12 protein-coding genes are annotated in these 14,594 nt (G+C 41.2%); 4 read left to right on the forward strand and 8 right to left on the reverse strand.

Annotated elements, in window-relative coordinates; all coding sequences use genetic code 11:
* Position 1 precedes the first annotated feature (1 nt).
* The 4 genes from AC6CHI_RS00745 to yccS all read right to left on the reverse strand — a co-directional run bounded on the left by AC6CHI_RS00745 (position 2) and on the right by yccS (position 6,718).
* Positions 2-787: a YdcF family protein gene (locus AC6CHI_RS00745; protein ID WP_498119052.1), complete on the reverse strand. Its 786-nt coding sequence runs from the start codon at positions 785-787 to the stop codon at positions 2-4.
* Between the two features lie 133 nt (positions 788-920).
* Entirely contained in the window at positions 921-3,659 is a 2,739-nt protein-coding gene (locus tag AC6CHI_RS00750) for a PepSY domain-containing protein (RefSeq protein ID WP_498119053.1), read from the reverse strand.
* 164 nt (positions 3,660-3,823) lie between these two features.
* Positions 3,824-4,384 (reverse strand): hypothetical protein, encoded by a 561-nt coding sequence (locus AC6CHI_RS00755; RefSeq protein ID WP_498119054.1) that lies wholly within the window; start codon positions 4,382-4,384, stop codon positions 3,824-3,826.
* A 159-nt stretch (positions 4,385-4,543) separates the two neighbouring features.
* Positions 4,544-6,718 carry a YccS family putative transporter gene (gene yccS / locus AC6CHI_RS00760; RefSeq protein ID WP_498119055.1) on the reverse strand — a complete coding sequence of 725 codons (2,175 nt, stop codon included), beginning with the start codon at positions 6,716-6,718 and terminating at the stop codon, positions 4,544-4,546.
* Positions 6,719-6,857: 139 nt separating this feature from the next.
* On the opposite strand from yccS, the gene AC6CHI_RS00765 reads away from it, so the two are divergent.
* Complete coding sequence (locus AC6CHI_RS00765; protein ID WP_498119056.1) at positions 6,858-8,075, forward strand: multidrug effflux MFS transporter; 1,218 nt, start codon at positions 6,858-6,860, stop codon at positions 8,073-8,075.
* Positions 8,076-8,139: 64 nt separating this feature from the next.
* Here AC6CHI_RS00765 and AC6CHI_RS00770 read toward each other — a convergent pair whose 3' ends face one another.
* A complete protein-coding gene (locus tag AC6CHI_RS00770; protein ID WP_458891122.1) occupies positions 8,140-8,697 on the reverse strand; it encodes a hypothetical protein in 558 nt (185 codons plus the stop codon).
* Between the two features lie 240 nt (positions 8,698-8,937).
* On the opposite strand from AC6CHI_RS00770, the gene AC6CHI_RS00775 reads away from it, so the two are divergent.
* Positions 8,938-10,437, forward strand: a complete 1,500-nt coding sequence (locus AC6CHI_RS00775; protein ID WP_498119057.1) for a cation:proton antiporter — start codon at positions 8,938-8,940, stop codon at positions 10,435-10,437.
* 26 nt (positions 10,438-10,463) lie between these two features.
* Entirely contained in the window at positions 10,464-10,799 is a 336-nt protein-coding gene (locus tag AC6CHI_RS00780) for an MGMT family protein (protein WP_458890934.1), read from the forward strand.
* A 64-nt stretch (positions 10,800-10,863) separates the two neighbouring features.
* On the opposite strand, the gene AC6CHI_RS00785 is transcribed toward AC6CHI_RS00780, so the two are convergent.
* Positions 10,864-11,304 (reverse strand): universal stress protein, encoded by a 441-nt coding sequence (locus tag AC6CHI_RS00785; protein WP_498119058.1) that lies wholly within the window; start codon positions 11,302-11,304, stop codon positions 10,864-10,866.
* A gap of 347 nt (positions 11,305-11,651) precedes the next feature.
* On the opposite strand from AC6CHI_RS00785, the gene AC6CHI_RS00790 reads away from it, so the two are divergent.
* Complete coding sequence (locus tag AC6CHI_RS00790) at positions 11,652-13,070, forward strand: KAP family P-loop NTPase fold protein (protein WP_498119059.1); 1,419 nt, start codon at positions 11,652-11,654, stop codon at positions 13,068-13,070.
* Here the strand turns inward: AC6CHI_RS00790 and AC6CHI_RS00795 are convergent.
* Positions 13,059-13,685: a CatB-related O-acetyltransferase gene (locus AC6CHI_RS00795; RefSeq protein ID WP_498119060.1), complete on the reverse strand. Its 627-nt coding sequence runs from the start codon at positions 13,683-13,685 to the stop codon at positions 13,059-13,061. The two genes, AC6CHI_RS00790 and AC6CHI_RS00795, sit on opposite strands and share 12 nt — an antisense overlap.
* Before the next feature lie 417 nt (positions 13,686-14,102).
* Entirely contained in the window at positions 14,103-14,579 is a 477-nt protein-coding gene (gene greA / locus AC6CHI_RS00800) for a transcription elongation factor GreA (protein WP_458890930.1), read from the reverse strand.
* Between the last annotated feature and the right edge of the window lie 15 nt (positions 14,580-14,594).

The raw sequence follows: 14,594 nt of genomic DNA on the forward strand, positions 1-14,594 counted from the left end.
CTTAATATTCATTGAGTAGCCATCCGCTGAGGTAGGCAAAATATTCTCTCAGCCATGAATTATAACGGTTAACCAGCGGTGTTGGTGCGGCAACCGCGATAATTTGGCTGTAACCTTGTTTCTTGGCAATTGCTGCGGCTCTTAAGGTGTGAAAGTCGCTGGTGACCATCGCGATCGGGGCAGTGAGAGGAATATTGTGTTGTGTTAAGATGGCTTGGCTGTTTTTAAGGTTTAAATCGGTACTGGTACTTTTATCTTCAAGCCAAATACGTGTGGCTGGAATGGCAAATTTGCGTTGTAGATACGCAGACATGACTTCCGCTTCAGTATATTGTTCACGAAAATCTAATCCGCCCGTCATAATGAGCGGTACAGTGGGTTGCTGGGCTGCAACTTCCGCAGCGCGATCTAAACGCTGAGCCAAAGTTGCAGATGGTTGACCGTTTTCTATACCGCTGCCTAAGACAATAATCGCTTTCACAGGAACTTGCTGAACATTATTTTGGGTTGCAAGATGCAAATAGAGAAAGAAGCAGAATACGCTCGCACTCCAAAGCAGAAAACCTGCCCAGCCGAAGCGCCAGAGATGGGTTCTTAATGAATTTTTCTGCACAAAGATTTGTATTTTATGATAAAAAAGTGCAAAAAATAGCAGTGCAATGCCGATCAGTAAGGGAAGGACCGTCCCTAAGTGAATTTTATTGAGGCCAATTAAATAGATGCCATCTAAGAATAAAATAGTTCCAATAAAAGCTGAAAAAAGCCGTTTAAATTGAGTAGTTGGCATTATTGTAGATGAGAATTTGAAAGACTTGGGTACAATTGTAGCTGAGTTTAGACCTTACAGATGTTGATATTCTTTTCAAATATAAAACCGAGCTCACTAGAGCTCGGTTTTAACGGTTTAATAGGGCTAGGGATTAGTACACATCACGACGATAACGGCCATCTAGGCGAAGTTGTTCAACGGTATTTTCACCCAGAATATCCATTAGAGCTTGATCTACATCACGGGCCATCCCTTGGATGCTGCCGCAAACATAAATTACTGCACCACGATTAATCCACGCTACCAGTTCGGCAGCTTGATTGCGAAGTACATGATGCACATAGACCTTTTCGGCTTGATCGCGTGAGAAAGCTAAATCTAGACGCTCTAGCATGCCAGTTATTTGCCATGCTTCGATGGTACTTTGATAGAAATAGTCATGCTCACGTTGACGTTCACCGAAAATCAGCCAGTTTTGAGTATAATCGGCACGCACGCGGGCATGTAAAAGGCTCATGAGCCCAGCAATACCAGTACCATTACCAATACAAATGATTGGGCGATTGTCATCAATTAAATGGAAAGACTCGTTGTTACGAATACGTAGTGCAATTTCCTGACCAATTTTTGCATGTGCCGTTAACCAACCTGAGCCTAAACCGAGTTCACCTTGGGCATCTTGCTGTTGGCGAATTACCAAACGGATTTTTTGCTGGCTAGGGATGCTGGCAATTGAATATTCTCGTGCAGGAAGTGTTTCGAGTTGCTCGAGTAGGTGTTCCATATTGGCAAAAGGTTCAACTGCAGTATTCAGCTGTTTATTCCAAAGTGCTTGTTCAATTGGAATCGCTAACGATTCAACTTGCGTTTGTGCTGCAATATGGTGTTTTTCCATAAAAGCTTGAATGCGGGCAGGGCTGTTGCCTGGCTGCACTTCGGCAATATCACCCGCTTGCCAGTGGGCTTCATGCTTGGCCTGTAACTCAAGATTAAAGGCAGGCGCACCCAGACTATTTGGATTTAACAATTCACGTTGGATCAAAGTCCAACTGTCAAAGGTTTTATCAATCTGCATGGCTTGCAGTTCTAGCTTGCTCACTTTTGCCAATGCAGCATTCCAACGCTGAATATCATGCGGATTGGCATTATCCACTTCAATCGTGTCAAACATGGCCTGTGCATGATTGTGTTTGAGCCAAGCTGCAATGGCGTGTCCAAAGCTACAATAGCTTTCTAGATATTCTTTTGAGCCTAGGGCTAAGACCGCAAATTGCAACTGACTCAGGTCAAGTGTGCTCTTTAGCATTGTTTTGGCAAAACTTGTCGCCAAATCTGGTGCATCGCCAGTGCCATAGGTACTCGCCACAAACAGGACTTGTTGAGCCGTTTTTAACTCTTCTGATGTAAGTTGCTGTATCGTTTTAACACTTACAGGTTGACGCGCTTCTTGTAAGCTGGTGGCTGTACGCCAAGCCAATTGTTCTGCAACACCCGTTTGTGATGCATAGACAATTAACCAAGGTTTCGCATGTGGATCGATGGTTACACTATTTAAGCTAGCACGTGCAGCTTGGGTGAGTTTCTTCTGTTTACGACGTTTGAGATACAGCATCCAACCCGTCACAAAGAATAATGGCATGGCCAAAGCGGCAAGCATGGCGAAAAACTGATAGATTGGTCCAAAGAAGCTGCCGCGGTGTACAGGCAACATGCTGCTCATGATTTTTTCATTGAGCTTTTTATCTTGATACAACTCAACATCTTGTACTTTTGCTGCTTGATAGTCATAGATGGCTTTGTTTCGTGCACGTTCATGTTGAGGGATTGGGTCCACAAAGCTGAGTTCAACTTTGCCATCTGCTTTTTTCGGAAGATTTAAAGTCAGTGTTGAATAGTCATGTCCGAGTTTGGCTTGAACTCCTGTCCATGTCTGTGTCAGCACAGTTTGCATCTGTTCAGGACTAAAGTTCGCAGCTTTTTGCTGAACACCACGACTTTCACCATCCGCAGATCCACGTCGACCTGATTCACTTTTGCTAGCAGCCCATGCTTGACGAGTCTCTGCATGACCTGTATTCGCTTCAAATTGACCGCGTCCTTGACCAGTTCGAGCATCTTCAGCGGGTCGCCCTTGAGGAGCATGCTCAGCACGGTATTCGCCCGATGCTGGGCGTGAACCTTGTCCTTCAGGCTTGCCACCTTGCATTTCTGGTTGAGGACGTTCAACCCCCATGATTTTAAACATACCATTACGCCACCAGTCATACGACCAATAGAGTCCGGTGCAAGCCATCAGTAGATAAAACACGACCACCCAAGTACCCACTACAGCATGTAAATCCCAGAGGAAATTACGTCCTTTCAGTTGTGGTTTAAGCATGAACCATTGCTTAAACGAATGCCTTTTAGGCCAGCGCAAATATAGACCACTCAAGACAAAGAAAATTAGCATGAGGGTACAAGCACCAGTAATCTGTTTCCCCACAGGACCAACGGTTAGATTACGGTGCAGTTGCTGTACAAATTGGAAGAAGCCTTGTCCTTTAATTTCTGGTAGGACTTCGGCAGAGTAGGGGTTGACCATCATGTTATACCCCTTACGCGCACCTTCTTTGACAATATTAATTGTGCTTGAGGCCGTCGGGTCTTTCGCAATGGTAATGCTGTTAATCTGAATATTTGGGTCGACCTGTTGAAAATGGGTATATAGCTCGGCAGGGCTAAGTTTATCTCGACTTTCGGCCTGGACGACATAACTGTCCGTGTTGATCCATTTTAGAATTTGTTGTTCGTAGGAATAAATTGCGCCAGTCACCCCCATTATGGACAGTATTAATCCAGCGGTAATCCCCATAAACCAGTGAATTTGGAAAAATGTTTTTTTCAACATGATGGTCAAGTATTGGATGTGTGAATAAATTGGCGAAATTATAACTGAAGATTTAGCAGATAATGTGGATTTTGCAGATAATATTTATTCTCATTATCGTTTTTAATTAGTTTCGTAAAAAAGCCTTCATATTTCAGAAGGCTTTTGTGTATCGGGGAAGAAGCTTAAATTTGCTTTGCTTCACCAACAGTTTCTTTCAAGTGCTTACGAATGGTCTCGAAAGAAAAATTACGAGAATCCATACGCTTAGGCAGAATGTAAGCACCTTGCTGATCTTTTACTTTGAAGTTCAATAGCATAAATTCAGGGGTGTTGTACCATTCATAAATGTCTTTCCAACCAATGGCACCCACGCCTTCCTGCATGCCCATTTGTTGGCGCATCACAATACCATGCGGTTGCACACCCAGTTTCACGCCTTTAATTTCCTGTATAGGAAACTCATTCATTTTGCGTTTAACATACCATTCTAAGCCATAGATACGAATGGCAAGGTATAAAGCCACCCCGACAATTGCCACCCAGCAGAAAATCGTGGAGTAATTTTTCAATAAGATGATGCCTAAAACAGCAAGTGCTACGATTGCACCCATAATCATCCATGCTTTGGTGCTAATTTTATTGGTGCTACGCCAAATTACCATCTGAGCATGACGCTGCTCAGCTTCAGAAATTTCGTAGTTCACAGGTTGTAGCGTATACGCGTATAAATTTTTTGCGGTCATAGTGAAAAGAGCAAATTTAGAACTAAAGAAAGTTTAGCATTAAATCGGCAGACTTGGCACTTTATAAATGCATTGGATTGAAGGTATCTGCATGCTTTTTTTATGCAAAATCACGTCTGAGCCCAACAATGCACAAGGTTAATCTCTCCATAACTTAAACTACAAAGAGGCAAACTCAGTCGCTTGATCATCACGCGCATTACTCAGACTCTGCTTGAGATGGCTAAGTTGCTGTAAAATACTGAACATTAAAGATAATTGCTGTAAAATAATTAAAGACAATTGATCTTCTTTTTTGTCTTGCGTTAGCCGCTGCCGAATGGTCTGCAACATATTCTGCGCAGTGAGGTCTGGCATTTCATCTTTTAATAACGCGCCTTGAATGTCATCTAAGGCTTGATCGAGTAAATTTAGAATTTCAGGATCAGTGATTTGTGCACGATGCGCGCCAAGCGCGGCAATATAACTTAAAAAAGTATGATTGAGACAGAGGAATTCAAAAGCCTGTGCTTTCTGCGTCGGGTCAAAATCAGGTTCAGTCGCAAGGGTTGAAATCAAAGAAGCGACATCAGCATCGCTGTTATTTGCAGCCCGACGCACCACACGATAATTCAAGCTATTGTTGCGCCCTTGTTTATATTGCTGAATTACTTCATTTAGATAGGTACATTGTGCCTGCAAGCTACGTTGAATACTGCGTGGAAGTCGGCGGAACTTCCAGTCGGGGAAAATAAAACTGACGCCTAACCATGCCAGCCCACAGCCAATTAAAGTGTCAATCATACGTGGTAGGGCCGCAGAAAAGCCCAAACCATCCAAGTTAAAATTAATTAAAGCCAAAATGGTGATAAAAGCAGTGGCTTGTGCATACTGTTTACTGCGTAGTTCAAAGAACAATACCCCACTTAAAATCAGCAGGAGCAATTGCCCTTCGACTGAAGGAATAAAGTACAAGACAGCTTCACCAATAATAATCCCGATCAGCGTACCGACCACCCGTAGGCGCAGTCGACGTTTGGTGGCATTAAAGTTGGGTTGGCAGACAAACAGGGCCGTCAGGATAATCCAGTAGCCGTATTGGATTTGTGTGACCTGAACAAAAATATAGCTGACCAGTAACACAATTGACAGCCGTATCGCATGGCGGAACAGAACTGACTCAGGGCTAAGATGCTGTTTGAATCGAATGACAATATCATCCCAACCTTTTAGATCATCATCTTTAAGCTGATTTTCAATATGTTTGCTTTTATCCAAGATAATATTTTGTTCAGTTTCTAGATTGCGTAATTGCGCATCGATCGACTTTAAGTTCTGATACAACGAAAATAGTGCATTGACCCAAATCGGGTCATAGTGACTGTCATCACGTAATTTTTCTAAAGACACTTTCAGGTTTTGAAATGCATGTTTAAAGCGTTTGTTATGTCGATAGTTTTTACGCAATAAAATACTTTCACTCAAATCCTTACAGGCCTTGCCTTGAATCGAGAGAATGCGCTGAAAACGGAACAAAATATCACTATGTTCAAAGACTTTGGTCAGAATCTGATAGTCGATATGTGCCGAGTCGGCGCGTTCATGAATATCCTGTGCTACAAAATAATATTGCAAGCTACGTCGTGTATCTCGTTGACCGCGGTCACCTTTTAAACGGGTCAGCAAAGCGGTTTTCATTTCATTGAAAATGCCGACCAACTTGCCATTTTCTAAGGACAAATCAATCATACTTTGCTGATAACTTTGCGGGGTCATATCCACATCAAATAAATTTGATTTTGCAAACAGGAAGTTACCGAGTGATGAATAACATTCTGACAGTTTGTCTTGCACTTGGCGCACAGGAAAAAGTAAAAAACTGATGGTGGAAATCAAGCCATACCAAGCGGCGCCTGCCACCAATAGCATGGGTTGCATATACCATTGTTCAAACAGATGCACACCCAGCATGGAATAAACTGAGATCACCAAACAACCATAAGAAATGGTGGCATAGCGACGTCCCAGTGAACCCAATAAAATGAAACCAATACACGAAATGATCAGACCGATGGCAAACAGGATGGGGTAGGGAAACAGGAAATACACTGAGGTTGCAGTGACAAAGAAACCAATATAGGTATAGACCAAATTTAGAAGGCGAACGGAAAATCGGTCATCAATATCGCTGAGTCCTGCGGCAACGACCCCCAAGGTGAGTGGAATCGTGGCAAGTTGCTGTCCTAACAAGTAAGGAACAAAGGCGGTACCCGTGAACGCAATAATCATGCGGACGTTATACATAAATGAAGTGTTATATGTGGTTTGCTTCAGACGAGTAAGCCAAGTGTTCAAGTGTTTTCCTTCAAAATTTGTCGGTCAAATCAAGCTGCGAATCAGAATTGGGACAGGATTTAATTTCACTTTTTTAGTGGATAAATCATACTATGGAGAGTGTAAGCTTGTCTTGTTTCTTAGTCGTTAAAAATTAAATATGAATATCTCCCAAAACGCTGTAACCAAACCCTATTCCAGCACGTGGATCATGCTTTTGGCGTTATTAACCGCCCTTGGTCCACTGTCAATTGATATGTATTTGCCTGCCTTGCCGCAGATGGCACAAGATTTTGGGGTCAGCACCCAAATGGTGGCCAATACATTGCCGGCTTATTTTTTAGGCTTAGCCATCGGGCAGTTGATTTATGGGCCACTGAGTGACCGAATAGGACGTAAGAAACCGCTGTACTTGGGGTTAAGCCTCTATGTGGTGGCAAGTTTGTTATGTGTTCTGGCAAGTAATGAATGGGCATTAATTGCAGCGCGAGTTTTACAAGCACTTGGCGGCTGTGTGGGGGTGGTGATTGCTCGTGCGGCCATTCGTGATCGTTTAGATATGAATGCATCCGCCCAAGCCTTTGCCAGTATGATGATTGTGATGGGGGTTGCCCCAATTCTTGCTCCAACGCTAGGTGCTCTGGTCCTGAGCTACTTTAACTGGCATGCTATTTTCGTGTTTTTGATGCTTATTGGTGTAGTGTGCTTTGGCTGTATTCATTTCTTCTTTCAGGAAACATTGCCCGCAGAGCGTCGCTTACGGTTAAATTTGTCGCAAGTGTTCCAGCTTTATGCGGCTATTTTTCAAGACCGTAGTTTTCGTATTCCGATGTTGGCTGGGTGCTTTTCGGGTGGCGTATTATTCTGTTATATCAGTTCGTCGGCTTCGGTTTTGATGAATAGTTATGGTTTAAATCAACAGCATTTTGCGATTGCCTTTGGATCAAATGCCTTTGGGATAATGTTGCTTTCCACCCTGAATAAACAATTAGGCAAGCATTTGTCGGTCTTAACCCGCTTAAAGATCGGGGGCTTTATTCAGTTGCTGGGTGCTTTAATTTTAGTAGGTGCGGGTTTGTTAGCTCATGCCCCGCTTGAACTGGTTTTTGCGGGCATGTTCTTGGCGGTGTCTGGCATTGGTTTTACGGGACCAAATGCAATGGCTTTGGCGATGTCAGAACAGGGTGCACGTGCAGGAACAGCCAGTGCGGTGATGGGCAGTATGCAATTTGCCTGTGGTTTACTGGGCGGGGTAATTTTAAACTTTTTAGCTTGGACCGATTTACTGAATATGGCGACCTTGATGTTCTGTTTTATCAGTATTGCCATGCTGGCCATTTTTAACTTGTCTGCTGCACAAGTTGCACAGCAGCCTTAAGCTCCTTCAGGGCAGTCATTCATTGCAGGGAGATCAATGGCATGACTGTCCCAAGTGGCCTGTACTACTTGTGTAGGAACTGTTTAAAGTTACGCAAAATGCGGAAGCTGACATAAAGTGCAATCAGCGCAAATATCGCGATGCCAAAAACAGTATATTTCAACTGCTGTACATCTTGTTCAAAGAATGCTTGGAGTTCGGCATCACTATAGTCAAAATTGCTGACTTTTTGAGTTTGACTGTCATGAAATTGAATGCGCTGAATGTAGTGTTGCGCCCCGATTTGTTTTAACAGCAGATGGTCAATTTGACGACGGTGACTTTGGTTGTCGGCATCCGTACACAGCTCTTGCGCATAGTGTTCACAGTTGATTTTGCTAATAAAGCCTTGATTGGCCACTAAAATAAAGAGTGCTTCATCTGGTTTCTGATTATTGCTGACCAGCACCAATGGTTTTTCTGCTGTGGAACGCAGTTCAAATGTTTTCGCTTGCGCCATCTCTTGCGTAGCGTTGCGAATTTCTATGGTTTTAACTACACATGTCCAGAGCAATGCTAAAGTAATTAGAAAAATACAGGCGGCCAAGCACAAGCGAAAAATAGTTTTAATGGTCTGGTGCATCATTGAGCCAAAATCCTTAGGTTTAAATATAGATGTGTAGTCACGATAAATTGTAATGAAGTCTGAAGGGATTGCCCAATCCTGTAGGAAAATTATGTTAAAAAAATTAACCAAATAAAGTGAGGGGATGAAAAAAACGCTACACTGCAAAATGTAAAAAAGTATTTAAGCCGTTACTGAATTCGAAAAGCCTTGAGTTCATGCGCTTGATATGACTCCATTGTTAGCATCGGAACTCGCATGGGTAATTTCTTATTCCTTCAAATCTTTACTGTTGTTTTTGCGCTATCGATTGCAACCACGATTTTTAACAAGCGAATTTTAGGCTTCCCGCAAGCGATAGGTGTGCCGATTGTTTCTGCAATTTTCGTGTTTATTTTGCAATGGGGGGCCAGCCTGCTCAGTGGTAATCAGTTCATTACTATTAATATCCACAATATTGAAAATGCGGTCAGACATATCGATTTTTATGACTTCCTCATCAATGGGGTCATTTGTTTCATTTTGACTTCTTCCGCGCTGAAATTTAAGGTCTCCGATTTACGCAGCTACTGGAAACCAATCAGTATCTTAGCCAGTATTGCATTAGTACTCTGCGCAGTTTTCTTCGGTGTGGCGCTATATGGCTATCAATTTTTGGTGGGACAGCATGTCGATTTATTGGTGTTACTGCTTTTAGGGGCTGCCTTGGGGGCAACCGATCCGATTGGGATTAAAGGCGTGTTAAGTTCAGTTCGCGCACCGCATCATTTAATGGTGAAATTGGAAGGAGAGTCTTTATTTAATGATGCTATGTGTATTGCCTTGTTCATGACCTTACTCAATGTACTACAAGGCGAGCACTTCACTTTAATTGGAACATTACAAACCTTACTTTACGAAATTGTCGTGGCCATCATTATTGGCTGGGGCTTTGGTTTGGCCATTCTACGTTTGCTGCGTGGCAAGCATGAAATGGAGTCTCTGATTTTAACCACGGCTTTACTGGCATGTGGCTCTTACTTGGTGGCTTTATTTGCCCATGCTTCTGCACCAATTGCTTGTGTAATTGGTGGCTTGATTGTGGGTAATAAATGGAAAGAAATCCTGCAAGAACGTGAAATTAGAGAAGTGAACCATTTTTGGCACACCGTGGAAGGGATTATCAATTCATTTTTATTTACCCTGATTGGGCTTGAACTGTTTATTCTTGATTTAAGTGTAAGCCTGATTTTAGGTGGAATCATTGCCTTTATTATCTTGCATGCATCGCGCTTTGCGGCCAATTATCTGGCATTTGCGTTTTTCCCGAGCTTCCGCCACAAAAGCTATAACGGTAGTTTAGCAATTCTGTCTTGGGGCGGAGTACGTGGGGGAATTTCTTTGGCTTTAATCCTTGCTGTCGCCAATATCCCTCAACTTAGTGAGTACAGCAGTATCTTAATTGGCTATACCTTTATTAGTGTGTTGTTGTCGGGTTTGGTGTGTGGTTTAGGACTGCCAGCGGTGATGAATGCTTTCTATTACAATCCGCACGAAGAAACGCAAGGTTTTAAAGGCTGGTATCAGCGCTTATGTCATAAAATGAATCGTAAGGGCTTTCAGTATATCGTCGGTGAAGATTCCAATGGCAATGAAACCATTACCATTTACAACCCCGATGCCTATGTTGATGTAAAAGCTGAAGATGGTGTGGCGTTGCTGCATAATCCTGAAAAAGTCCAAGAAGTGAAGCGGTTAGAAAGCCCTGAAAACTTCTAAGTATTTATAAGAAATAGGGTATTTTGATGATGTCAGTTGCCAAAACATCGTCCCAAGAGCTGAGTGTGCTGATACTGCAAGTGGTTGCCTTGATTCCATATGGCAAAGTAGCGACTTATGGGCAAATTGCCAAAATGGCAGGGTTGCCGAAACATGCCCGTATGGTTGGTCGCGTATTGCAGCAGGTGGAAGACGATTTGCCGTGGCATCGCGTGATCAATTCGCAAGGCAAAATTAGCCTAAGTAAGCTCGATGCGCAGGGTGATAATCTTCAAATTGTGAAATTACAAGCGGAGAATATTGCAGTTGTCGCAGGGAAGGTAAATTTAAAACTGTATCAGTGGACGGGTGAGATTCGCTAGCCGATTAAAAAGGTCTTACATCCAATGCTGAGTTTTGAATGTAAGACCAAGTCGATAGATTAATTTATTGACGAACCACCAAAACAGGTACGCCTGTATCACCCAAAATATTTTGTGCAACGCTGCCCAAGAATAATTTTTTCAACCCTGTACGACCATGTGAACCAATCACAATTAAATCTGCATTGGTGTCTTTCGCGGCATTAATAATTTCTTGATGGATGACTTGTCCTTCTAGCAGACGAGTTTCAACGTCAAGACCTTCAGCACTGAATTTTGCTTTTGCTTCTTCAAGTGTACTTAAAATAGATGTACGAGCACGCTCAATCAGATCATTGGTTTGTGCTGCAGTAATGTATTCAGCAGCAATGTATGGGTCTAAAGCAAGGACTTGAACCACAGTAATTTTACTGCCAAAAACTTTGGCAAGTTCTGCTGCTTGCTTCACCGCTGCAAAAGAGGTTTCTGAACCGTCCACTGGAACCAAAATGTTTTGATAAGCCATCTGTATTACTCCTTGTTGTCATTACAATCATTCTAGAAGTTGTATATTTGAGAGTTGCGACTCAAAATTATTGTTTATGCTTTTATACTAACGCTAATTTTGACTTTATAAAACCTAGTATTTTCATAAGGATAAGGTTGTATAAACCGTCGATTTCATTACCTAACTTAGCACGTTTTTTGCTGAAAAAGTATGCGTTGTTGTACTAAAGTCGGGTAAAAATTGTGAGAAAAATGAAACAGCTAAGTTAAGGCATTTTTATGTGGAAAAGTGCTTAAATGGATGAAGCTTGGTCACATTTATGAGGCATAGTATGATATTGCGAACTTATTAATAACAAACAATACATGACTGATCAAACTCAATTAAATTGGAATAGAACGAATTTAGATAATATTGAAGTTGCTTGGGAAGGTGATCTTTGGGATCGTCAGCGTTTAGGTATTCAATTGACTAACTATGTTGATCGTCTGAATTGTGGAGCCGTGCTTGCTTTAGATGCGCGTTGGGGAGAAGGGAAAACGTGGTTTGTAAGGCACTGGCAAAAGCATCTGGAAGATGAAAAGCATAACGTGATTTATCTAGACGCTTTTGCAAATGATTACTTGGACGATCCATTTTTAGTTGTGACTTCAGAAATTACAAATACTTTAAGTAAAGATAAAAAGACCAAAAATAAGGTTAAAAAATTAATAGATCTATCCGCATCTGTAGGAACTGCATTGTTACCATCTTTACCGAAAATTGCATTAACGCTTGGGCTTCATTTAGTTGGGGCTGGTTTTTTAGGTGGAATCTTGCAGCAAGGTTATGAAAATGCGCAGGATGAAATAGATAAATTATCAGATGAGACGAGTGATCGAATTAAAGAAAGTATTCAGGAGAAAATAGCAGGTCATGAAGCTGAAAAGAAAACTTTAGAAGCATTCAAGAAACATCTAGCTGAAACAGTTGAAAAGTTAGACAAACCATTAGTTTTTATTATTGATGAATTAGATCGTTGTCGTCCTGATTTTGCAATTCGTTTGATTGAGCGGATCAAACACTTTTTTGATATTCCTAAAATTGTTTTTGTTTTAGTCATGGATAAAGCCCAACTCTCTAAAGCTCTCTGTCATAACTTTGGCTATGATGAAAAGTTAGGAGAAGAATATTTGGATAAGTTTGTTGATTTTAGTATTAATTTACCTAAAGTTAAAAACTATGAAATGGATGAAGCACATAAATATGTAGGAAACATTTTTTTTAGTTTAGGGTTGGATAACTCCGATTTGTATAATGGTGCTATAGGACTGACGACTTTACTTTATCTGAGATCAAAAATTACAAAAAGGAAGCTATTAAAAATTATTAACGAATTCTCGTTGTTCGCTACATTCAATACATCTGATTTAAATGAATTTTTGATTTATATTCTATTTAATAAAGAATTAATAAGTAACTATAAAGATGATCAAGAGGGCTTTTTTAATTATATAGTGAAAGACTTATCAGAAATTGTTGAAAACTATTTGTGGCATTATAAGTATGATGTGTATGAGCATATAGCACGGGAAGAAGGTCTGGAATTAAATGAAAGAGAGCAAAATGAGTGGTGCTTTTCACAGTATAAGTCACAGCTCTTAAAAGAAATGAACTATATAAATGAAGTAGATAAACAGAATCCCTTTGATCATGTAATTATGAGAAGTTATAAATATAATTTGGATGCTGGCGATTCAGTGATTGGTTTACTTGAAAGTTGGGAAAATTATTTAAATTTGTAATGATAAAAATGAATGTAATTTATCTACATCATCCGTCTGCAACTGTTCCCGCATCTTTAAAAACAGCTTTTCATCTAAATCATAAAGTTTGAGGGCAAGCAGTTTTTGAATATCTTCTTCAGGAAAGCGATATTTTATAATTTTTGCTGGTACACCGCCCACGACCGCGTAGGGTGGGACATCTTTAGTAACTACAGCACCCGTCGCCACTACAGCCCCTTCGCCCAGAGTTACTCCTTGCATAATCATGGCACGACTGCCAATCCAGCAACCATCACCTATGATGGTATCTCCCGCAGGGACAAAACTACGCGTATCAAAGGGAAAAGCAGAAATCCAGTCAGTGCGATGTAGTTGGTTACCGCCCATCATAATCACGCATTCTGCTCCAAAGCAGACAAAGTTGCCAATATGAAGTTGGTCAATTGGTTTTTCAGGCGTTGAAGGCTTGTCGTGTAAATAACGCACCACACAACGTTCAAAACCCTGATCCCAATACGCTGAATAATATGAATAATTCCCTTTGATGTGAATATTCGGATTCTTTACGGTTTTCGCGATGAATTCAAATTCACACCAGTGTTTGACAGGGGAGTTAATCAAAGGTTCAGACATGACGAGCATCATAAGCAATGGATCTGAGAATTATAGCGGATTGCGTCAAGATTCCCTATTCGATAACACATCTCGTGCACTAGATTAAAGTTATGGATGGTTAAGCTGGGTTAGTGAAACAGATTCCAAAATAACTTGAACCTGTGTTGAATCGAATTGGGAAAAACAAAACCGAGCAGAGAGCAAAGTGTTGTTGTCATGAGGATAATCAGCACAGAGCTAGTACTACTGTTGATATAAAGTGACCATGTAATTGCTACGATAATTCCTAAAAACAATCCAGCAATGGCAAAGTAGCCAGCTTGAATGATTCTGTTGTCCATGATTTGAGTCGTTGTTTTGAATAGGTTTTTAACCCCATTCTATACAAAAAAACCCCTCAATTGAGGGGTTCTTACAGCTGTAAATATCAGAAGATTAGATATATTCAACTTTTACAATTTCGTATTCTACTTCACCATTTGGTGTTTGAATTTTTGCTTCGTCGCCTTCGTTTTTACCGAGTAGGCCACGTGCAATTGGAGAGTTCACAGAAATCTTGTTAATTTTGAAATCTGCTTCATCATCACCCACTATTTTATAGGTTTTTTGTTCTTCAGTATCCAAGTTTTCAATGGTAACTGTTACACCAAAAACAACGCGACCATTTTGCTCAAGTTCTTTTACATCAATCACTTGGCAGGCACCTAATTTGCCTTCAATATCCTGAATGCGACCTTCACAGAAACCTTGTTGTTCACGTGCTGCATGGTATTCAGCATTTTCTTTCAAATCGCCATGCTCACGCGCTTCAGCAATTGCTTGTGTAATGCGTGGACGTTCAACAGATTTAAGTTGCTGTAACTCTTTCTCTAAGGCGATTTTGCCTTCAGGAGTCATAGGATAACGTTGCATTGTTGTCCCTCGTGT

The organism is Acinetobacter sp. GQ146, assembly GCF_059758585.1.

Bases quoted from the DNA above. Each gene is read 5' to 3' on its own strand.
- AC6CHI_RS00750 (WP_498119053.1), bottom strand. From the start codon at position 3,659: ATGTTGAAAAAAACATTTTTCCAAATTCACTGGTTTATGGGGATTACC.
- AC6CHI_RS00790 (WP_498119059.1), top strand. From the start codon at position 11,652: ATGACTGATCAAACTCAATTAAATTGGAATAGAACGAATTTAGATAAT.
- AC6CHI_RS00770 (WP_458891122.1), bottom strand. From the start codon at position 8,697: ATGCACCAGACCATTAAAACTATTTTTCGCTTGTGCTTGGCCGCCTGT.
- AC6CHI_RS00785 (WP_498119058.1), bottom strand. From the start codon at position 11,304: ATGGCTTATCAAAACATTTTGGTTCCAGTGGACGGTTCAGAAACCTCT.
- greA (WP_458890930.1), bottom strand. From the start codon at position 14,579: ATGCAACGTTATCCTATGACTCCTGAAGGCAAAATCGCCTTAGAGAAA.
- AC6CHI_RS00775 (WP_498119057.1), top strand. From the start codon at position 8,938: ATGGGTAATTTCTTATTCCTTCAAATCTTTACTGTTGTTTTTGCGCTA.
- AC6CHI_RS00755 (WP_498119054.1), bottom strand. From the start codon at position 4,384: ATGACCGCAAAAAATTTATACGCGTATACGCTACAACCTGTGAACTAC.
- AC6CHI_RS00780 (WP_458890934.1), top strand. From the start codon at position 10,464: ATGATGTCAGTTGCCAAAACATCGTCCCAAGAGCTGAGTGTGCTGATA.
- AC6CHI_RS00765 (WP_498119056.1), top strand. From the start codon at position 6,858: ATGAATATCTCCCAAAACGCTGTAACCAAACCCTATTCCAGCACGTGG.
- AC6CHI_RS00795 (WP_498119060.1), bottom strand. From the start codon at position 13,685: ATGTCTGAACCTTTGATTAACTCCCCTGTCAAACACTGGTGTGAATTT.
- AC6CHI_RS00745 (WP_498119052.1), bottom strand. From the start codon at position 787: ATGCCAACTACTCAATTTAAACGGCTTTTTTCAGCTTTTATTGGAACT.